The sequence below is a fragment of the Candidatus Zixiibacteriota bacterium genome, assembly GCA_016933955.1.
In the GTDB taxonomy this organism is placed as follows: Bacteria; Zixibacteria; MSB-5A5; order GN15; family PGXB01; genus JAFGTT01.
This window is the reverse complement of sequence record JAFGTT010000038.1, coordinates 114,985-135,520: the sequence shown is the minus strand read 5'-3', so window position 1 is coordinate 135,520 and position 20,536 is coordinate 114,985. Positions and strand designations below refer to the sequence as shown.

Annotated in this window: 16 protein-coding genes; 3 read left to right on the top strand and 13 right to left on the bottom strand. The window is 48.1% G+C overall.

Features of this window, described 5'->3' with window-relative positions; genetic code table 11:
• Positions 1-209 precede the first annotated feature (209 nt).
• Entirely contained in the window at positions 210-1,235 is a 1,026-nt protein-coding gene (locus JXQ28_14430; protein MBN2278930.1) for a hypothetical protein, read from the top strand.
• Between the two features lie 388 nt (positions 1,236-1,623).
• Here JXQ28_14430 and JXQ28_14425 read toward each other — a convergent pair whose 3' ends face one another.
• The gene (locus JXQ28_14425) at positions 1,624-2,439 is read right to left on the bottom strand and encodes a T9SS type A sorting domain-containing protein (GenBank protein ID MBN2278929.1); all 816 of its coding nucleotides are present in this window, start codon (positions 2,437-2,439) and stop codon (positions 1,624-1,626) included.
• A gap of 515 nt (positions 2,440-2,954) precedes the next feature.
• On the opposite strand from JXQ28_14425, the gene JXQ28_14420 reads away from it, so the two are divergent.
• On the top strand, positions 2,955-5,060 hold the full coding sequence (locus JXQ28_14420) for an oligopeptide transporter, OPT family (protein ID MBN2278928.1): 2,106 nt from the start codon (positions 2,955-2,957) through the stop codon (positions 5,058-5,060).
• Between the two features lie 14 nt (positions 5,061-5,074).
• Positions 5,075-7,213 carry a tetratricopeptide repeat protein gene (locus JXQ28_14415; GenBank protein ID MBN2278927.1) on the top strand — a complete coding sequence of 713 codons (2,139 nt, stop codon included), beginning with the start codon at positions 5,075-5,077 and terminating at the stop codon, positions 7,211-7,213.
• Positions 7,214-7,216: 3 nt separating this feature from the next.
• On the opposite strand, the gene JXQ28_14410 is transcribed toward JXQ28_14415, so the two are convergent.
• The 12 genes from JXQ28_14410 to JXQ28_14355 all read right to left on the bottom strand — a co-directional run bounded on the left by JXQ28_14410 (position 7,217) and on the right by JXQ28_14355 (position 20,521).
• Positions 7,217-8,143 carry a GGDEF domain-containing protein gene (locus JXQ28_14410; GenBank protein MBN2278926.1) on the bottom strand — a complete coding sequence of 309 codons (927 nt, stop codon included), beginning with the start codon at positions 8,141-8,143 and terminating at the stop codon, positions 7,217-7,219.
• A 10-nt stretch (positions 8,144-8,153) separates the two neighbouring features.
• A complete protein-coding gene (gene xerD / locus JXQ28_14405; protein MBN2278925.1) occupies positions 8,154-9,065 on the bottom strand; it encodes a site-specific tyrosine recombinase XerD in 912 nt (303 codons plus the stop codon).
• Position 9,066: 1 nt separating this feature from the next.
• Complete coding sequence (locus tag JXQ28_14400) at positions 9,067-9,780, bottom strand: ComF family protein (GenBank protein ID MBN2278924.1); 714 nt, start codon at positions 9,778-9,780, stop codon at positions 9,067-9,069.
• Between the two features lie 79 nt (positions 9,781-9,859).
• The gene (locus tag JXQ28_14395) at positions 9,860-10,489 is read right to left on the bottom strand and encodes a tetratricopeptide repeat protein (protein ID MBN2278923.1); all 630 of its coding nucleotides are present in this window, start codon (positions 10,487-10,489) and stop codon (positions 9,860-9,862) included.
• Between the two features lie 23 nt (positions 10,490-10,512).
• Positions 10,513-11,985, bottom strand: coding sequence for a hypothetical protein (locus JXQ28_14390; protein ID MBN2278922.1), 1,473 nt, complete (start codon positions 11,983-11,985; stop codon positions 10,513-10,515).
• A complete protein-coding gene (locus JXQ28_14385; GenBank protein MBN2278921.1) occupies positions 11,982-14,135 on the bottom strand; it encodes a bifunctional (p)ppGpp synthetase/guanosine-3',5'-bis(diphosphate) 3'-pyrophosphohydrolase in 2,154 nt (717 codons plus the stop codon). The genes JXQ28_14390 and JXQ28_14385 overlap by 4 nt, the downstream gene beginning before the upstream one ends.
• 20 nt (positions 14,136-14,155) lie before the next feature.
• Positions 14,156-15,241 (bottom strand): glycosyltransferase, encoded by a 1,086-nt coding sequence (locus JXQ28_14380; protein ID MBN2278920.1) that lies wholly within the window; start codon positions 15,239-15,241, stop codon positions 14,156-14,158.
• Complete coding sequence (locus JXQ28_14375; GenBank protein MBN2278919.1) at positions 15,234-15,992, bottom strand: glycosyltransferase family 2 protein; 759 nt, start codon at positions 15,990-15,992, stop codon at positions 15,234-15,236. The genes JXQ28_14380 and JXQ28_14375 overlap by 8 nt, the downstream gene beginning before the upstream one ends.
• An 11-nt stretch (positions 15,993-16,003) precedes the next feature.
• Positions 16,004-17,140, bottom strand: coding sequence for a glycosyltransferase family 9 protein (locus JXQ28_14370; protein MBN2278918.1), 1,137 nt, complete (start codon positions 17,138-17,140; stop codon positions 16,004-16,006).
• A 15-nt stretch (positions 17,141-17,155) separates the two neighbouring features.
• Complete coding sequence (locus JXQ28_14365) at positions 17,156-19,093, bottom strand: ABC transporter ATP-binding protein (protein ID MBN2278917.1); 1,938 nt, start codon at positions 19,091-19,093, stop codon at positions 17,156-17,158.
• 100 nt (positions 19,094-19,193) lie between these two features.
• Positions 19,194-19,898, bottom strand: coding sequence for a hypothetical protein (locus JXQ28_14360; GenBank protein ID MBN2278916.1), 705 nt, complete (start codon positions 19,896-19,898; stop codon positions 19,194-19,196).
• Positions 19,895-20,521 (bottom strand): site-2 protease family protein, encoded by a 627-nt coding sequence (locus JXQ28_14355; protein MBN2278915.1) that lies wholly within the window; start codon positions 20,519-20,521, stop codon positions 19,895-19,897. The genes JXQ28_14360 and JXQ28_14355 overlap by 4 nt, the downstream gene beginning before the upstream one ends.
• Positions 20,522-20,536 lie beyond the last annotated feature (15 nt).

Genomic DNA, 20,536 nt, shown 5'->3' with positions numbered 1-20,536 from the left:
ATTTCAACGACGAAATGCTTAAACCAACCAAAAAAGGAATTTACTAATATCATCGCAGCGGCTTTATCCCTTTAAACAGTCAATTGTAGGCCGCTCAAAGGTCAAAGTCAAGGCCTCTTTTATCATATTGCCTTTTGCTGAGCCATACTCAAATAGTCGCAACCAGTTTCGTTTTATATATATTATATTGAGACTTTAAAAGGATAATTATGGATAACCCTCGGGATAAAAAACGCGGCCATGCTATAGCCCTTTTCTCTGGTGGGCTTGATTCCATTCTGGCCATTTTGCTGATCATGAGACAGAATATCGAAGTAACCGCCCTTACCTTCATGTCGCATTTCGGCTGTAGTCTAAGCGAGCACTCCGGCTGCGGTTCCGACCCCTTCCCGGTTGCAGAGAAATTTGCTTTTAATGTAAAAATGGTGCACCTCGGTCAAAAATTCATTGATATTGTCAAATCCCCCCGATATGGCTATGGCAAAAATATGAATCCGTGTATCGATTGCCGGATATTGATGCTTCAGGAGACCCGGCAATTCATGGAACTGGTTGGTGCCGATTTCGTTATTACCGGCGAGGTTCTTGGTCAGCGGCCAAAATCGCAGATGCGTAACGCTATGAATCTGGTCGAAAAAAAAGCCGGGCTGGAAGGATTATTGGTCCGGCCGTTATGCGCCCGGCTAATGGCGGAAACCATTCCGGAAAAAACCGGATTACTTGATCGGGATCAGCTTGAAAATATATCCGGTCGCTCCCGGAAGCGCCAGATTGAACTGGCCACCAAAATGGGAGTTGATAATTATCCTGAATCGGCCGGGGGGTGTCTCTTAACCGATCGCGGTTATTCCCGGCGACTCAAAGACCTGTTCGATCATTCCGAAAAAACCGCTATCGATCAAATAAATCTGCTTCGGGTGGGACGGCACTTCCGTCTCGATCCAAATACCAAAATAATAGTGGGGCGAAATGAACGCGATAATGAACTTATCCGGCAGTTGGCGGCCCCTCATCATCTCAGCATGGAAGCGCTTGGGAGCGGATCGCCAATCACCCTTTTTATCGGACCGTATAATGATCGCATGCTGAAATTGGCCGCCGCCATCACTGCCCGATACTGTGATGATAGGGAAAAATCTCAGATCGAAATCACCTGCCGAAATGAAACCGACCAGTTTCAGATAATCGTCGCCCCGGCCGAACATCACGACATTGAAAATTATCAGATAAAATAAAAATTGGGCTCTCATCTGATTTATGAGAGCCCGACTCTCCTTGCATGCGCAAACGAGCAGCTATACCGCCAAATATTCGCTGCCACTTATGCGTGGTCGGTACTGATTGCCGGTGAACCGTAAAGTTCGCAATCGTACATGAATTAATACTATCAAAATTTATGCCAGCATTCAGAAAATAAGGACAAGTCATTAGATTTTAATACATTACAGAAAATCAAGATCTGCACAAATCACAGCAATCTTTAAAAAAACGCATTAACTGCGCCAGAAATTACTAAAAAACGCAGTTTTCATCCGGCCATCTACAGGTCAACAAAAAACCCCTCCGCTTTCATACGGAGGGGCCCTCACTTGCTGTTAGAAAGGCAATATTTGTTATTAGCCGTTACTTCAGCATCATCATCTTCCTGGTTTCGTTATAGTCTCCCGCATTGAGACGATAGAAATAGATGCCACTTGCTACTGATACGCCGCCGTCATCGCGACCATCCCAGATAACCGATTTGGAGCCGGCTTCCTGGAATTCGTTGACCACGGTTTTAACCTTCTGACCGAGGACATTGAAAATATCCAGATTGACATTGGTGGCCTGCGGCAGGTCATAGTCAATCCTGGTCTGAGGGTTGAAAGGATTTGGCGCATTCTGTTTTAAACTGAACGACATCGGCAACAGCTCATCCTGAGCCGCACTTTGAAGGTTAACACTGACCCCGTTAAATTCGGGGACAACATACGCGGCCTCATTATTGTCGTCGTTATAAACCAGCATAAGAGAATGATTTGGATTCTCCAACTCGATTGTATTCAGCTCGATAGCCTCAACATCGGGATCATCCACCGTGAACACGAGATTGGCAATCACGCCGGTCCCTGGCGCCAAATCGGATTTTTCACCGTAAATCATCGGAATCAGACCGATCACAACGGTGTTTTCCTCATTATTGATATTGGCCCATGTGAAGTCAAAGTCAGCCGACCTTGTTCCTTCAAAAGTGACCTCTTCCAGAGTCACACCTTCGGTAAATTGCAAAGGCATGTCCAGAGCTGTCATCGGTACAGCGTTGGTAAGTTCGACCGGAACGATATATTTCTCGGCCTCAACTTTTACTTTCGGCGCCTTGATCGCATTCTGATCAGCCGCAAACGCCGAAGTAAAACCCAGGAGTACCAAGGCCATCATGATGATGCCAATTTGCTTCATAGACACTCACCCCCCGTTAGGGTTTTTAAGGTTTACTCAATAACTGGCGGCCGAAAATCGCAAACGCTCCTTGTTTGCCGCACAGCCGTTTATATCCGCAATACAAAAAATTACTACTCTTTGGGTGAAGAATTCGAAACGTGAAGTGGGGACTTCCTATATCCATAATACGTCTTTCCAAAAACTTTGTCAAGTGATAATTCCTGACAGAAATATGTTCGTTTATTCTTGAATTCTCTCTTTTATGACCCAGAATTCCCGGTGTGGTAATTTAACCCGGAGAATCCGGGGCTCATCCTCGTCTTTTATAAAACAATAAGCTAATAAAGTTCCCCTTTTTTTATATTATGCAACATTAATACGAAAAAAAAGGGCTGAACTTGAAAATAATATATAATGATAAATAATCCCCCGCTTTGCCGCTCGTAATACCCAACAAATTTATCTTGACAGTTGTCAATCAACGGGTTAGCTTTATCAAACGATTATCTTCCCGAATTCATGCAGGAGGAAATGTGTCAGAAGCAAAAAATTCGGAAATCGAAAATTTCAAACCTTATATTTCTGCCGAAACCAATATCGCCGAAGTCACCATTAAAGCTGTTGTTCTCGGATCGATCCTCTCGGTGGTTTTTGGCGTGGCCAATGCCTATATCGGTCTTAAATACGGCATGACTGTTTGCGCCTCAATACCAGCGGCAGTTATTTCAATGGCCGTATTGCGGGCCCTTTTTAAAAAAGTCACTGTCCTGGAAAATAATATTGTTCAGACCATTGGTTCGGCGGGTGAGTCCCTGGCGGCTGGGATAATATTTACCATCCCCGCCTTTTTTATCTGGGCGGCCAATGCCGAATTGGCGACTCAGGATCTGGCCCGGCACATTTTTCAGGCTGATCTCATTCGCAATCTCGCCTGGGGGATTATCCCGGGCAATATTCCCAAATTCGCCTCATTTTTCACCTGGCTGAAAAGCGCCGACCTGAGTCTTCTGGGTTACACCCATGAAATTTCTAAAACGCAGATTTTCTGCCTTTCAATGCTGGGTGGCGGTTTGGGGATTTTGCTGATGATCCCGCTTCGAAAATACCTGGTCCAAAAAGAACATGACAAACTGGCTTTCCCCGAAGGTACAGCCTGTGCTGAAATTATCGTAGCCGGTGATGAGGGCGGTAAAAAGGCCAAAACTGTCTTTCTGGGAATCGGGATTGGGGTGATATATAAAATTATGATGTACACTGCCCGGCTTTGGTCGGAATCACCATCCCATGATTTCAAAAAATTCCTCAAAGGCGGAACCATCGGTATTGATGCCACCCCGGTCCTGCTCGGGGTCGGTTATATTATCGGCCCCAGAATCGCCGCCCTGATGCTTTCCGGGGCGGTTTTGGGATACCTTGGAATCGGACCGCTTTTATCCTTTATAGGTGATCAAATTCCCGGAGTTATTATATCTCCCGGTAATATCCCCTTGAGCGACATGGATCCATCACAGCTTCGCAATTTCTATATCAAATATCTTGGCGTCGGAGCCGTGGCAGTTGGCGGGTTCGTCTCGCTGGCCAAGTCCTTCCCGATTATTATCAATTCATTCGCGGTCGGTTTCAGGCAACTGATAGGCGGTCGCAGGAAACAGCAGGACATTCCCCGAACGGATAGGGATTTGCCAATGTCAGTTGTCTTAATTGGAACGGCCTTAATAGTTTTCGCCATCTGGATTATGCCGGACACGGAACTTCATTTCATGGGTGCCGCTCTGGCTGTTTTATTCGGATTTTTCTTTGTCGTCGTGGCGGCCCGAATTGTCGGTATTGTGGGCTCATCTTCATCGCCCGTTTCCGGGATGACTATTGCTACTCTTCTGGTGACCTGCCTGCTTCTGATTTCGTTCGGCGTCAACGGTGCCAGAGGAATGATAACGGCCATGTCGGTCGGGGCGGTGGTCTGTATTGCAGTATGTATGTCGGGCGATATCGCCCAGGATTTGAAAACCGGCTTTCTGCTCGGTGGAACACCATCCAAAATGCAGATAACCGAATTTATCGGCCTTCTTTTTCCGGCCATCGCCATGGGCTTTACCCTTTATATCCTCAAAGACGCTTTCGGCTTTCAGTCGGCTCACAATCCCGATGGTCTTTTGGCGCCCCAGGCCAATGTCATGGCTACCGTCGTTCAGGGTATTATGAATGCCAATATCCCCTGGGCTCCGATTATGGTCGGCGGCATGATTGCCCTGGCTATCGAGCTATTGGGGATCCAATCATTGCCTTTTGCCATCGGTCTTTATCTGCCACTGTCATTGTCCACTCCGATTATGGCCGGCGGGATTATGGCGCACCTGATTAAAAAATCTTCCAGGGATAAGATTCTATCGGTATCACGTCACCAGATGGGCATCCTATTCGGGTCGGGGATAGTGGCCGGCGATGCTTTAATAGGGGTGGCCACAGCCGGAATAATTTTGAATCCATGGATAAATTACGCTGACTTTTTTAATAGCCATGAAGGTCTGCTCAATTCCCTGACCGGTGGCTGGGGACCATTTGTCTCGCTGGCAGCTTTTGGCGGTTTGATGCTGATTTTCTATTATGTTTCTCGTCGCTTTGGATCGAACAGAGAATAAATCGGTTTTTATATATGACCTTCTTTCGAAAATACCGATGGCCGCTGGTTATTTTTATGGCGGCCTTCTTTATACGCCTTGTCTATTTAATCCAGGCCAGGTCCGATCCGACCTTTTATTTTCCCATGGTCGATGAACTCTGGCATCTAAACTGGGCCAGAGAAATAATCGGAGGCAATTTCTGGGGAAATGAAGCCTATTTCCGTGGTCCGCTCTATCCCTATATTCTGGCCCTGTTTCTGAAAATCACAGGGCAGTCACTTTTCTGGACTCGTTTTCTTCAGATTATCATTGCCTCGCTTTCAGCGGTCCTGGTCCTGAAACTGGGCGAGCACACTATCTCAAAAAAAGCCGGAATTATTGCAGGTTTCGGTTATGCCGTCTATGGTACTTTGGTCTTCTATGAAACCATGCTCCTTATCCCGGTTCTGTTCATTTTCCTGAATCTTCTGGCTGTCTATTTTTTGTCGCTGGCGAAGGAGCAAAACCTTTTTAGATGGTGGTTTATCGCCGGACTATTTCTTGGTTTGGCCGCTATAGCGCGGCCCAATGTCCTGATCCTGATTCCGTTCTTTCTGGTCTGGATTTATATTATCCGGCGCGGACACGAAAAACTTAAAAAACTCCTGACCATTGCAGCCATCTATGCCGCCGGTCTGCTTATCCCGATCCTGTCGGTTACCCTTCGCAATTACATTGTTACCGGCGAGGCTATTATGATTTCTTCTCAGGGCGGGGTGAATATTTATATCGGTAACAATCCCGATGCGGAAGGGTTGACCATGCTTATGCCCGAGGTGAAACTCGATGAGTCGCTGCCATGGAACGAATTCACCCGAGCCACCAGGGAAACAGCCGAAAAAGAGGCGGGTCACCCATTAACCGCGGCCGAAGAATCATCCTTCTGGACTCGCAAAGCTGTCGATTTCGTTTTCCACAATCCCGGCAAGTTTATATCTCTCATCTTTAAAAAGACCATTTACTTCCTGCTCGGTTTCGAGAACTCCGACCAGACCGACATTTATCAGAGCCGTCGATATTCTTCACTGTATTCCCTGTTGATATGGAAAAACGTATTGTACTTTCCCTTTGGCCTGCTCCTCCCGCTGGGCCTGATCGGTATGGTTATTGGCTGGGGGAAACGCAAGGAACTGGCCCTGTTCTATATTTTCATTATCGGTTATGCGCCCACCGTGATTCTCTTTCTGGTCACGGCCCGGCATCGACTGCCGATTGTCCCTTTTATGCTTCTCTTTGCGGCCATAGCGGTTTTGGCTCTGATTGAAATTATTAAAAAGAAAAACTGGAATAAAATCACAATATTCGGTGTCGCCTTGATCGTTCTGCTCGTTTTTGCCAACCGGACCTATTTCGATATTGGTTTCGAAAATGCCTTTTTAACTCACTTCAATCTCGGCATAACCTATGAACGCCAGGGGAAATTGCCCCAGGCGGAAATTGAATATCGGCTGGCCATTGAGGAAAATCCCTATTCGGCCACTGGATTGAATAATCTGGGGGTGGTAATGTACCATCAGGGGAAACTGGATCAAGCCCTTGAGGTCCTGGAGCGGGCGATCAAATATGATCCGAATTTCGCTGATGCTTACAACAATATCGGCCTGGTTTATGAAGGCCGGAATAATTTCCCACAGGCCATCAATTATTATCGTCAAGCCTTCGTCATCGATCCAAAATTGTACCAGTCCCAGATGAATATCGGTGATATCCATCTGACCCAGAAGCAGTATGATCAGGCCGAAGAGAGTTACCGCCGGGCGTTGGAGATTGCTCCCGAGGCTCCTGAAATATATTTCAAACTGGGGGGATTGTACGCTCGCATGACACGATACGATCAGGCCGAACAGATGTACGAACGCGGGGAGCAGTACGGTGAACTATCGGCTTCCGATTATGTCAACCGGGCCAATATCTACTACATGACCCGTCGCCCTGACAGGGCCATCGAAACGTATCGCAAGGCCATTGCCAAAGACCAATCCCTTCCGCAGGCTTATTTCGGACTGGCTTTGACGTTTGACAGTTATGGTTATCCGAAAGATTCGGCGCTGGTTTATTTGAGGCGCATACTGGCGATTAATCCTGATTTCGCTCCCGCCCGGGAACTGCTTCGGCGTCTTAACAACCGTTAACGGTCAATACTTCTTCCGCCGCTCGACCACGTAATTCGAACCATGTAGGGACTTGGCGTATTTCTTAAGGTCGGCCAGCATATGCGACATTTCTCCGATATGAGTGAAATTGCCCCGTTTATTGACCAGAACCGCTATGGAGATACTGAGAAGATTAAATGTTTCCATCTCCCCTTTGCGGTTACGCGTTTGAATAACACCCCGGTCGCGGTCCTCGGCGGCATAACGATACGGTGCAATGGCATCGAAAACTTTAATAATGCTTTCGCAAACGAAACTCACCTGTCCTGGAGGAATTATATACATGAAATCATCACCGCCGATATGCCCCACAAAACCCTCGCGGCAGATATCGAATACGGCGTCGCGGATAATCCGCGCCGTCAGGCGGATCATATGGTCGCCGTAATAGTAGCCGTAATAGTCATTATATGCTTTGAAATCATCCAGGTCGGCATAACAAAGGGCAAAATCGGCTTCAAGTTTGATCAGCCGTTCAATTTCCTTTTCAATCAGTCCCGGCCCCGGAAGGGCTGTCGAGGGATTAAAAGAAATATCGCGGCGGCTACGCTCGGCCAGCATTTTCAGCCGTACTTCAAAGAGCTTGTCTTTCCATGGGCCAAAGAGAAAATCCTCGACCCCGTTCTGATACCCGGCAATCAGGATATCCTCGGCCGGATCGGGATGATACATGACGGTTGGAACGATCGACAGAAAAATATGGCTCTTTATCATCCGAACCAGCTCCAGCTCCTTTAAAAACGGCCCGGTTCCGGCGATAACGGCCAGGTCCAGTTGATACCGCTGGGAGATTACCAGAAGTTCTTCGATGGTCCGGAAATAATGGATAGAGATCTGGTTCTGTTCGAACATTTTCGACAGTCGAAAAACCAGATCGACCCCTTCCTGTCTGCAGGCACAATGAAACATAATAATTCTGCTATTCTTTCACCGCCCGTTCGCGGGGATGGTATTCCCTATGTATCGATAAAAGATAATCTTTATCAACCTGCGTGTAAATCTGAGTCGTGGTGATACTGGCATGACCGAGCAATTCCTGGACCGTTCTCAGATCGGCCCCGCCCTCGATCATGTGGGTCGCGAAGCTATGCCGAAAAGTATGTGGGGTGACATCCTTGGTTACCCCTGCCTGACAAGCATATTTTCGAACTATTTTCCAGACCCCGGTCCGGGAAAATTTCTTGTTCAGCCGCGACAGAAAAAGTATATCGCTGGTAATCGAGGATCGTTTCTTCTCCCGGATTTGAGTCAAATATTTCTCCACCGCCTGCCGGGCATAGCGTCCGAACGGTACCAGTCGCTCCTTGCTTCCTTTGCCGACTATTTTCAAAAAACCGATCTCATCATACACGGCCGACATCTTCAGGTCAATCAATTCGGAAATGCGAAGACCGGCACCGTATAATAACTCCAATATGGCCTTATCCCTTATGCCCGTATCCGTTTTTTCATCGGGACAATCCAGAATCCGGCCGACCTCTTCGACCGAAAGATAATCGGGATGATATCGTGAGATTTTAGGGACCCGCGCATAATCAAATGGATTTTCGGCCACCATTCCCCGCTCGAAAAGAAATTTGTAGAAATTTTTCAGGGAAGACAACTTGCGGGCGATTGAGGTCGGTTTGCGATTGAGATTGCTGAGCCTATAAATATAATCATTAACCGTCCGATGGGAGGCGTCGAATTTCCCTTCCAGCTTGAACATCGTTAAAAACTCGCGGATATCGCGCCGGTAGGCCACCAGGCTATTGGCTGCCAGTCCGCGTTCCAGTTCCAGAGATTGAAGGTAATCTTCGATAACGGCACTATGTTCGGCAATATTGTTCATCTTAATTTAATCCGGCCAGAGCCGCGGCAGCGACTGCGGCCACTTTTATTCCAGCCTCCTTCAATACCCGGCTAGCTTCATGCACCGTGGTGCCGGTCGTAATAACATCATCCACCAGTATCACCCGCATTCCCTTTAGTTCTTCGCTAATGACGGAAAATGCACCCCGGATATTCCTATCGCGCTCCGCTGGCCTGAGTCTGGCCTGATCCCGGGTCCGCCTGATTTTAACCAGGCTGTCAGAATCGACCGGCACATTTAATCGCTCACCGATTATATCGGACATAATGGCCGCCTGGTTAAAACCCCGCGATTTATGGCGGTAACTGTGCAACGGAATGGGAATGACCGCCTCGATTTTCCTTCCGGCCATAAGCGCGCCTTGCCTGTCAACCAGACGGCCGGCCAACTCAATACCGAGCTTCCGGTAACCATGATATTTGAAATGGTGGATTATTTTTTTCAGCGGATCGACAAAATGGCCCAGTGCGAATACCGGAAGAGTTTCCCCGGCTGGACATCCGCCGCATGACCCGCCCCGCGGAAGAATTTCATGACAATTCAGGCAAAAGGGATATTCAATCGGTTCGATTCTTTTCCAGCACCTATCACAGACCAATTCGTCAGAATTATCATTGAACTCGTCACAACCCAGACATATAGGAGGAAAAACAAAATCAAGAAGGTCATACAGCCCGGTTTTTCTTAATATCACCGAAAGTCCATCCATGGAATCAATCTAAAAAAACAGTCCGGCCAATACAATTATTTTTATTCCGACCCCGGTCAATCTATCAAAGACGTTTGAGATAACTGCGAACCGAATCGGCCATGGGTGTCCCCGGAAATTTCTCGATCAGTTTATTCCAGTAAAACTTCATTTTTTCCGGCTGATTCATCTCGCCGCAAACAACGCCCAGATTGAAATAGGTTATCATATGATCCGGATCTATCCTGATGGCTTGTTCAAACACTGATACTGCTTTCTCCGGGTCGTTGGAGGCATGGTAACAGACTCCGAGATCGGTAAGGACATTGGGATCGGTCGAGTCGATGGCCAGTGCCCGGGTGTAGCAGGTGATAGCCATCTGATAGATGCCGTCATCCATAAAACCATTTCCCATCTGTACCAGGCTGTCATAATCAACCGGAAGCTGCGATATCATACCCATCTGATCGTCGCTCATGGCGGCCATATCCTGACCGTGTTGATGCATATCAGCCTGTCGACCCGGACCTTTTTCCGCCATCAAAACCAGATAAAAAGCCCCGAACACGGCAATTGCCAGAACAATGGCCAGCCAACCGTTTTTCCTGGAGATACAATTTTTGCTTTCCCCATCCAGATCATGGCCGCAATTCCGGCAAAAGGAAGCCCCCGATTGGACCGGTCCGCCGCATGACGGACAATTTTTATCATCCATTATCTTTCACCAATCACTTTACATTACCGAATTACCTCTTTAACCGGATTTATCGGATATAGTTCCAGAAGTGAATCGACTGCTCGCTCCTCTTTTTTGAAAATCAAATAATAGTATCCCGGTGTTTCCAGCCGGGCATCAGATGGTAACCCCGCTCCCGTCAGCCTGTAGGCTTGTTTAAAACCGCGATTTCTCGTAATCAACCGCTCCCTCCCGAACCGCAATCTGGGACCATCATTTCCCATATAACCGACCAGGATAAAATAATCGGGGAAACGAAGATATTCTCGAAGAGCATTAAATCCCCGATGAGCAACATCTTCGGAAACCAGCCCCCAAATATCATTATATTTCGCCACGGTATAATACGGGACACGACCGACATCGGTTAGCGACACCATTATTTCATCCGGCTGCCGCTTTAAATAATCAATCAAATTCGACTGCGCCGCCATGATTTCTCTCTCCTGTGATACGGTCTGCAAGACAGCCGAAATTGGAATCAACAGGGAAATTACAGAAACCATCAAAAACGCCCTGATTACATTCGGTCGTGAGAAATGCTCCAAAGACATTAAGGCCACCATCAGAAAAAACGGTAGAAAAGCGATCATATAACGGGAATTAAAATTCATTACCGGGCTGGCAAGGCAACTGATAACCGCCATACCGAGCCATACGAAGATTGCCGTGGCGGCCTCGCTGGTTTCCCCCGATTTACGAATCAACGGAATAAGGCCATAAAGAAAAAGAACCGTCAGCGGCAGAAAGTACAACAGCGGTCGGCCCAACTCTATCAGACTGATTATCGAAAATGATGATTTGGCATAAAAGGTATTGGGCATGGGATATCCGAAAACACTAAGACGGAATATAGCCAGGGCACCAAAGGTGATTACCAGAAATATCAGATTAATTATGTACAGTTTCGTAGCCGCCTTTTTGCCTTCCCTGTCTGTCAACCACCGGACCATAATTAAAATCAGGCCAATAACCGCCCCCTCCGATCGAGTCATAACCAGGGCCGATGTAAATGGGATTGACCAAAGCGACTTCCGAAAAAGTGAAAAAACCGCTCCGGCCAGAAGCATGGCATGGAGGCCAAGTTCCAGACCACTCACCGCCCAGAATGAGGTATAGGGCGTTATCAACAACAATGGTCCGATTAACCACAAATAACCTTCGGTACGACAGAATAAGAAAAACCAGATCAGAGCGGATACTAAAAACAGAGCTATGCCCAGAATTTTTGCCGTCAGATAAGTCGCCAGCCCCAATTTGTAGACCAGGGCCAGGATCAACAGCCAGAGGAAATTGGAATACCCCTCAACCGGTTTCTCCCCGATATTGAAAACCAGTCCATGACCATCGGCCAGATGTTCGGCATAACGGAAGGTGACAAAGGCATCATCAATAGAATAATCCCATACAACCGCAACCAGAATGAAATAAATAATAATCGCCGTTATAAGGATAATAAGGCGTTGCCTTTTCATGACTGATTCGAATCACCCGGAACATGTCTGCTATGCGCTCGCCTGACCGAGATGACTCCTTTGACTCTCTTTATTTTTCGAAGGACTCTTTCCAGTTGTCCCAGATTCTTGACTTCGACAATAAATACCCCTATCGAACTGGTGTCGCCTGTATTGATTTGAACACCCCGGACATTAGTGTTACTGTCGGCGATGGTGTCGGTGATATCGACCAGGATATTTTTCCGTGATTCAACCTGGACTTCCAACCTGACAACGAAGGTTTGGTCGCGGGAGACACTCCATGATACTGGAACTGTCCGCTCCGGCTGAGTAATCAATTCCTGGGCGGCCGGGCAATCAGCCCTGTGGATGGTCACTCCCCGGCCACGGGTAATATATCCGATAATTTCCTCGCCCGGAATCGGCTGACAGCATTTGGCGAACCGGAACATCATATTGTCCAGCCCCTCAATCTTAATCCCTCGTTCAACCCGGAATTTTTCAAGAACCTGCTCCACCAGAGGCGTTTTCTGATCGCCCGCATCCTCGGGAATAATTTTCGACAGAGCGTGTGCCGTTGAGATATTCCCGCTTCCGATGGCGTAAAGCAATCCGTCGACCGACTTGAATGACAACCCCTGGGCCACTTCGAGCAACTCTTCATCGGAGGGAAATTTATGGCGAGCCCGTTTCAATTCCCGGTCTAAAAGCTCTCTGCCCAGATCCACCGCCTGATCATAACCGGTTTGTTTGAGCCAGCGTCGAATCCTGGCCCGGGCATTGGAGGTAGTGGCAATATTTAACCAGTCCTGCGAGGGGTGGCGATGCGGATTGGTCAGGATTTCGACTTCATCTCCGGATTTCAACTTGGAATTAAGCGGTGAAATCCGCCCGTTGATCCTGGCGCCACTGCAGTGCAGACCGATTTCGGTATGGATGGCAAAGGCAAAATCCAACGGGGTGGCTCCGGCCAAAAGATGTTTGATCTCCCCTCCCGGTGTAAATACATAAATATCTTCGGCAAACAGGTCGATCTTGAGATATTCCAGAAGTTCCGACGGATTGGTCATATCTTTCTGCCAGTCGAGAACATCCCTGAGCCAGAGCATCTGCCGATCACCTTTGTCGAGTTGTTGCCTTCCTTCCTTGTACAACCAGTGCGCGGCGATTCCGTTTTCCGCCACCCGGTGCATTTCATAGGTGCGTATCTGGATCTCGACAATCTGTTTACCCGCCCCGACAAAAGCCGTATGCAGCGACTGGTAATTATTCGGCTTGGGGGTGGCGATATAATCGGCAAACTTCGACCGCACCGGCGGCCACATCTCATGGATTACTCCCAGGGCATGATAACATTCCGCTTTGGTCCGGACTAGAACCCGGATGGCGATTAAATCGGCGATTTTCTCAAAAGGGACTTTGCGAATTTTTATTTTCCGATAAATCGAGTCGATGTGTTTGGCCCGGCCGTTCACGGCGGCCTTGATTCCCGCCTCGGCCAGAGTTTTGCGTATCGGTTCGATAACCGATTCGACATAGGCCTCCCGCTCTTCCCGGGTCAGCTCGATCTTCCGAACAATATCGGTATAGGCCTCGGGTTCAAGATATTTGAGGGATAGATCCTCAAGCTCCGTTTTTATTTTGGATATTCCGAATCTATGAGCCAATGGAGCATAAACATTGCGCGTCTCCTCGGCGATTCGAACCTGTTTATCCCGGGGCAGGTAATGCAGGGTCCGCATATTGTTAAGGCGATCCGCCAGTTTAATCAAAATCACCCGGATATCGCGGGCCATGGATAGAAGCATCTTTCGGAAATACTCCAGTTGCTGTTCCTCGTCCGAAGCCGCTTTAACCGAACCGATTTTGGTGACACCGTCGACCAGGGCGGCGATTTCATCTCCGAATTCGGCGCCGATATCCTCCAGCTTAACCCCTGTATCCTCGACCACATCGTGCATCAGGGCCGCCGCCAGCGTGGATGAATCCAGATGCAGATCGGCCAGGATAAAAGCGACGTTGAGCGAGTGCTCCACATACCGTTCGCCCGATTCACGCATCTGTCCGGCATGAGCCCGCTCGGAAAATTCATAGGCCCGCCTTAAAAGCGGAATATTGACATTGGCATTGAAGGCCTCAATGCCTATTATAAATTCGGCAAGATTCATGATTTTATATTATACGCCTTTCAATCCCGGCAGGCAACCAATTCACAATACAGGTCATAAATTCGCCCGGCCACCCGGCGGCAATCATGCCGCTCCGCTACTTTTAGACCTTCACTGATCAAACCGGAGGCTAGATTGCTATCATCAAGAATCTTCCCGGCTGCTGTCGCCATACCATTGATATCACCCGGATTGAAAAGCAGACCGCTTTTATGATCGATCACATTCTCGGCATGAGGTTCGATATTGGTCACCACCACCGGCACCCCGGCCGCCATAGCATCGACAATCGACATATTCAGGCCTTCTTCATAGGATGGCGAGATGAACACCGTTCCTCCTTGAAGATATTCAGCGGGTGTTTTCTGCCAGCCGGGCATCCTGATTATTTCGGTCAGGTTATTTAGCCGGATATATTCTCTCATTTTTTTCTCTTCCGTTCCCTCACCATACAGGTAATAAACAAAATCCTTTCTTTTTTGACTCAATCGCTGAATTGCTCTGACGGCATCAAAAAAACCCTTCTCGTGATCAAAAGCCCCGCCCGAGATTATAACTTTGCGGCTCTCCTCACGGTATGCCTCATATTTTCCCATTTCGACAGCATTCTTCCGGAACGATTCAAAATCAATCATAGAACTGATAACCGTGACCATATTCTCAGGGACCCCGCCATCCACCAAAAGTCCTCGGATATGTTTCGAAATGGCAATATACCGGATATTATGCGCCAGGTATTTGGTCCGGCTTCCCAGACCGATTCTGGCCGACGATCGGCGCGTAACCACCAGAGCCGGCGCCGGTTTGGCTTTGATGATAGTTATCAGGGTATGAGCATGAGAATCATGGGCGTGAACCAGGTTGATACGATTGTCCTCAATAAAATGCCTGATTTCACGCCGCTCAAGAAAGCGCATAAAATTGCTTTTCGATAGAGGAAACAGCTTCACAACCGCCTTCGATGCGGCCGCCGCCAGCGGAGAACCTTCGGGACAAGCCAGATACTGCTCCAGATCATACCTGGCCAGAGTATGAATCAACAAATTAACCTGACGCTGACCGCCGCGGAAAACCCGGCCGGTGTCGACATGAAGAACTCTAATCATCCCCGGCCGCCTTTTCCAAAGCGCGAAGTTTAAGGTATTTGATCATCACTCCCGACGCCGATAAAAAAGCAATCGCCAGTCCCTCGATTCCATCAAGGAAACCGGCTCCAGTCACATAATGTCGAAGGAACGAGGCCAGCGGACGGAATACAAGGGACGATGAATAAAACCTGATACCCTTCTCATGCATCTCCCGGGCGCCCAGATCACTATACCTTCTTAACTTCTTGAAGTAGGTATCGATATCCGGATAAGAAAAGTGCCGCATGTGATTTTTTAACCTATCTGTCGTCCCGTCCAAAAGTGTTTTTTCATGAACCAGTGTATCGCTGAAAGAACCCTTTTCACGCCGGAAAAGACGCAACACATAATCCGGATACCAGCGGGAATGCTTTATCCAGCGGCCCAGAAAATTAGTCATCCGGGGAAGATAATAACCGTTGCAGGCCGAGGCGGCATTAATGACAGCTTTTATCTCAGCCGCAAGTTCTTCGGTAATTTCTTCATCGGCATCGATAGAAAGAATCCAATCCGAGTTGGCCTGCCTGAGGGCATGATTTTTGGCCTGGCCAAATCCCTGCCATTCGATACAATACACCCTGGCGCCATTTTGTTTCGCAATTTCCAGCGTTCGATCAGTCGAACCGTCATCGACCACAATTATCTCATCGGCCCATGATACTGATTTCAGACAACGGCCGATATTGGCCTCTTCGTTTTTGGTAATGATAATTGCCGCGATGGTACTCATGAAAGCACCTATTAATGGTCCTTTCCGGAAGGTGATTTCTCGGAATATCCTATTTCCTCGATAAGCAATTCGAATTCCGAGACTACCTGATCCGGCATAATATCAAAAATATTATCAATATTCACGGCCACAACTGCCCCGTGTTTTTGCCGATAAGGCCGCCAGAAATGAAAATTCCGTTTATGCCCCGAATACAATCCCACCACAGGAATTTTCATCAACCGGGCAATATGTATCATCGAAGTGTCGGGACTGATCAGCAGGTCCAGCCGCTTTATGATGGCCGCCACATCAAGTAAAGAGAGGTGTTCGGGAATCAGGTACGATGCCGCCCGGATATTTCTCATCAGATCTTCGGCTTTATGACGGTCGGCCATAACGCACAAAATCACGAATTCCAGATTGGGATGATTAACGTGAAGATAATTAACGATCTCGATATATTTTTCGATTTCCAGAGTCCGCGTACGACTCCCGGCGGAAATATTCAGCCCGACCCGAAAACTGCCATTATCCGGCAGAGTCATCCAAAAATGATCCGCCTTTCGCCTCGATTCCTCCGGCAAATGAATTGGCAAAAAGGGATCCACCGAATCCGGATTGATCCCGAATACTTCGAATATCAAAAAACCGTTATCAATATTATGATCGGTCCCATCCGGCAAATATGGCCGGCAATAATCATAAAATGACCTCAGTTTCAACTTGCGTGCCGCCGCCCGCACGGCTCCGCGGCCGATTATCCGGCTCAACAGAAGCCCGGTGGTGGAATCGTGACAGATCGGATCATAAACAATATCAAATCTGCGCCGCCGCAATTTCATTATCAACGCCAGATCTTTGAAAATATTCTTGGTGTACAGGTGTATTTCATCGACCTGCGGGTCATGCTCAATCATGCCCTTATTACGGGGCGAGGCGATAACCTCGATTCGAAGGTGCGGGTAATGCTTCTTGATGGCATGAAACACCGGAATGGTGACAATCATATCACCCAGCTTATCGGGTCGAAGTATCAAAATTGATTTTATTTGGGCTGGATCAACCGGGATCCGAAACGGGTCGCCCTTCCCAAGTATCAGGCACAGCGGCAGGTTGAGAAGGCTCTTGAAAGCATGTTCAATCTTTTTAATATAACGGGGCGGCATGGCATCATCCCGAATCTATCCGGCCGTAATCGGTCCGGGCGAACCGGTTTCCTCCTGGCCGTTTTTAAACTGCATCATATAAAGTCTATGATACAGACCCGACTTTCGGATAAGATCCTCGTGCCGGCCCCTCTCTATTATCCGTCCGCGTTCGATAACCACAATCCGGTCGGCATTGACAATGGTTGACAGGCGATGGGCAATCACCAGCGTCGTCCGATCCTGCATTAACCTCTCGATCGCCTCCTGTACCAGAAGCTCCGATTCGGTATCGAGCGCCGAGGTAGCCTCGTCAAAAATCAAAATCTGTGGATTTTTCAATAACGCCCGGGCAATCGCAATCCTCTGGCGCTGACCGCCAGACAGACGGACTCCCCGGTTACCCACCTGAGTCTCATACCGGTGTTTGAACTCACTGATGAAATCATGGGCATTGGCCGCCCGCGCCGCCTCGATTATCTGCTCCGAAGTAACATCCTCCAGCCCATAAGCAATATTGTTCTGTATGGAGTCATTGAATAAATATGTTTCCTGGGTGACAATCCCCAGCATCCCCCTCAGCGAATTCAGAGTCAGGTCGCGAATATCAACGCCGTCAATCGTGATCCGTCCTTCGGTCGGATCATAAAACCTTGGCAGTAAATCGAACAGGGTCGATTTCCCTGCCCCCGACGGTCCCACCAGGGCAACCACCCCGCCTTTGCCGACCTCAAGATCAATATTGGAGATGACCGGAGAGCCGCTTTGATAGGCAAAAGAGACATTCTCGTATTTTATTACCGATTCAAATCGGGTTTTCACGATGGCTCCCGGCTTTTCCTGCACCTGAATCGGCGTATCGACAACCTCGAATATTCTCTCGGCCGCCGCCATACCTTCCTGGAGTTTGATATGTATCTGAAATAGATTCTTGACCGGTTTTATCAGGGAAAACATGGCAATGACAAAAGTCATAAAATCTCCGGCATCCATCTCCCCCCCGCCGTTGATTATTCTGCTTCCGGCGTAAAGGAGGATCAATATTCCGGCGGCGACTATCAAAATATCATTGACCGGCGAAGCCAGATGCCGAATACGGGTCATCCGAACCAACGCCCGAAAATAGTCCGAGGTGGCTTTGAAAAACTTCCGGATTTCAAATTGCTCCATGGCATAGGCCTTGACTATCCTGATATTGGAGACCGTCTCCTCCAAAACCGAGTTGACATCGGCCATTTTTTCCTGTGACCGGGCCGAGTACCGGCGTAACTTGCGGCCCATCCAGTATATAAATCCGAAAACCAGAGGCAGAACCAGGGCGGCCAGGAGAGTCAATTTCCATGAGAGCAAAACCAGAAAGGCCGTCAAAATAACAACCGTCAGCGAATCAATCACCAAGCGGTTAAAGCCCAGATCAACCGTCTCATTAAGGACAATGACATCATTGGTTACCCGCGAAACAAGTTGCCCGGTCCTCTGCTTATGAAAATAACTGAGTGACAGCGATTGGTATTTCTCGAACAACCGGTTGCGGAAATCCCGAATTACCGATTGCTGGATATAAGCCATGAAAAAACCCTGTATATACAGGAAAAAATTGGAGGCGATGGTAATAATGATTATCAGGATGCAGAAATTAACCAGCGTTCCCCGCCGATCATCCCCGGAAACATGCTCATTCAACTTCTCTTTGAGGCTGTTTTTCGTTCGAGCCAGGAAATCGAGCTTTTTCTCGAGGTCGTTAACCACGCCGGAAGATTTATCCGATGGTGATGAAGGTGATGATTGAACATTAACAATCGGTTCGGTCCGGTTCGATACCGTTGTTATATCTCCGGTTTGGAAAAGCGTCATCAGAAGCGGACCGGCCAGCCAGACAAACAATCCCGCCAGAAGAGCATGAATGGCCGCCGAGACTGATGATATAATCAGACGACCCAGATAGGGTCTCAGACATCCGAATGTTCTTCTCATCAGACTCATATTATTCAATCATAATCAGCACTATAAATTCCCGATTACTATAAACCATCAATATGTGAAATGTATTTAAAAAGTCAACCGGAGCTTATGATTACGGATAAATTCTTGTGGCCGTTTCCGGTATCGAAACCGATTTCTTCTCGGCCGGGAGATCGATGTTGAGTTTCTGGCGGCGGCGTTCGGCCATAAATTTCAAAGACTCATCGGGATTGGAATATTCTATTTTCTCCAGAAGATAACAATGTTCTTTGAGATCATAGTGCAATTCGATACTCTCGGGGCATCCTCGCGCCGTTAATCTGTAAATTCTCTCCTTCCGGGATTCTTTCACGACTGTCAAATAGAGGTCTTCAAAATTCAACTGCATTTCATCGGGCGTCCGAAAAAACAACTCAACCAGCAGTTTTTCCAGTTCCGTCCCGGCGGCGCAGGTGCCGGGCAGAATATCCGCCAGCCGGCCGTAAAAATACTGATCTTCGGTCGGAAAATAGGCTAGCACCGAATCGCCCCGGATAAAACCCTTCAGGACCCCTTTGCCCAGATAGCCTCTTGCAAACACACTGAGACTGTCGGCATACCGATAAACATCGAGGCGGACCGAATTCTTGCGACCATCGCGATAAATTCTGGCATCGTACAGGAAAGCATCTCCCTTTCCCGCTGGAAGGTTCAGTTCCGTTTCAATCGGCTGGCCTCCGGATTTTTGCCGATTGGCCAGAGAACACCCTGTTAGAAGCAGTCCCATAACGAGACCGCCGACCATCAGTATTAATCCTTTGAAGTTTCCGGCAATCAAATTGTTATCCCGGTAAAAAGGCCGACAAAGAACAGAACAAACGGTCCCAGAACCATCCATACCGCTCCCGCCACAATCAGGATAATTAAAATAAATGGTCCGAATCTTTGAAAACTCTCCAGTTGCGGTTCGTAGCGGGCCGGAAGTACCGATGACAGAATATGGGAACCATCGAGAGGAAACAAAGGGATCAAATTGAAGAAGGCCAGCGCAACATTAATTTGTACCCCGTAAAACATAACCGTGTTCAATGCCGTCGACTGAATAAGCATACCTGATGATGTCAATCGATATAACAAACCGAATATTAATCCCAGCCCCATATTTGAAAGCGGTCCCGCCGCTGAAATCCAGAAATCGGCTTGGCGGGGATTGCGTAGATTAAAAGGATTGACCGGTACCGGTTTGGCCCAGCCGAAATGAAACTGCGAGATAAATATCATCAGGGTCCCGAATAAATCCAGATGGGCCAGAGGATTGAGTGTCAGTCGCCCCATATCTTTAGCCGTGGTATCCCCGAAACGGTAGGCCAGATAAGCATGGAAAAACTCATGCACCGTCAGTGAGAAGAAAATCACCGGGGCGGCCAGCAGAGCCATGCGAAAAAAATCGGAACCGAACAATTTTAAAATCCTTTC

Coding starts and splice junctions, on each gene's coding strand:
- JXQ28_14430 (MBN2278930.1), top strand. CDS start 210: ATGGATAACCCTCGGGATAAAAAACGCGGCCATGCTATAGCCCTTTTC.
- JXQ28_14425 (MBN2278929.1), bottom strand. CDS start 2,439: ATGAAGCAAATTGGCATCATCATGATGGCCTTGGTACTCCTGGGTTTT.
- JXQ28_14415 (MBN2278927.1), top strand. CDS start 5,075: ATGACCTTCTTTCGAAAATACCGATGGCCGCTGGTTATTTTTATGGCG.
- JXQ28_14410 (MBN2278926.1), bottom strand. CDS start 8,143: ATGTTTCATTGTGCCTGCAGACAGGAAGGGGTCGATCTGGTTTTTCGA.
- xerD (MBN2278925.1), bottom strand. CDS start 9,065: ATGAACAATATTGCCGAACATAGTGCCGTTATCGAAGATTACCTTCAA.
- JXQ28_14395 (MBN2278923.1), bottom strand. CDS start 10,489: ATGGATGATAAAAATTGTCCGTCATGCGGCGGACCGGTCCAATCGGGG.
- JXQ28_14390 (MBN2278922.1), bottom strand. CDS start 11,985: ATGAAAAGGCAACGCCTTATTATCCTTATAACGGCGATTATTATTTAT.
- JXQ28_14385 (MBN2278921.1), bottom strand. CDS start 14,135: ATGAATCTTGCCGAATTTATAATAGGCATTGAGGCCTTCAATGCCAAT.
- JXQ28_14380 (MBN2278920.1), bottom strand. CDS start 15,241: ATGATTAGAGTTCTTCATGTCGACACCGGCCGGGTTTTCCGCGGCGGT.
- JXQ28_14375 (MBN2278919.1), bottom strand. CDS start 15,992: ATGAGTACCATCGCGGCAATTATCATTACCAAAAACGAAGAGGCCAAT.
- JXQ28_14370 (MBN2278918.1), bottom strand. CDS start 17,140: ATGCCGCCCCGTTATATTAAAAAGATTGAACATGCTTTCAAGAGCCTT.
- JXQ28_14365 (MBN2278917.1), bottom strand. CDS start 19,093: ATGAGAAGAACATTCGGATGTCTGAGACCCTATCTGGGTCGTCTGATT.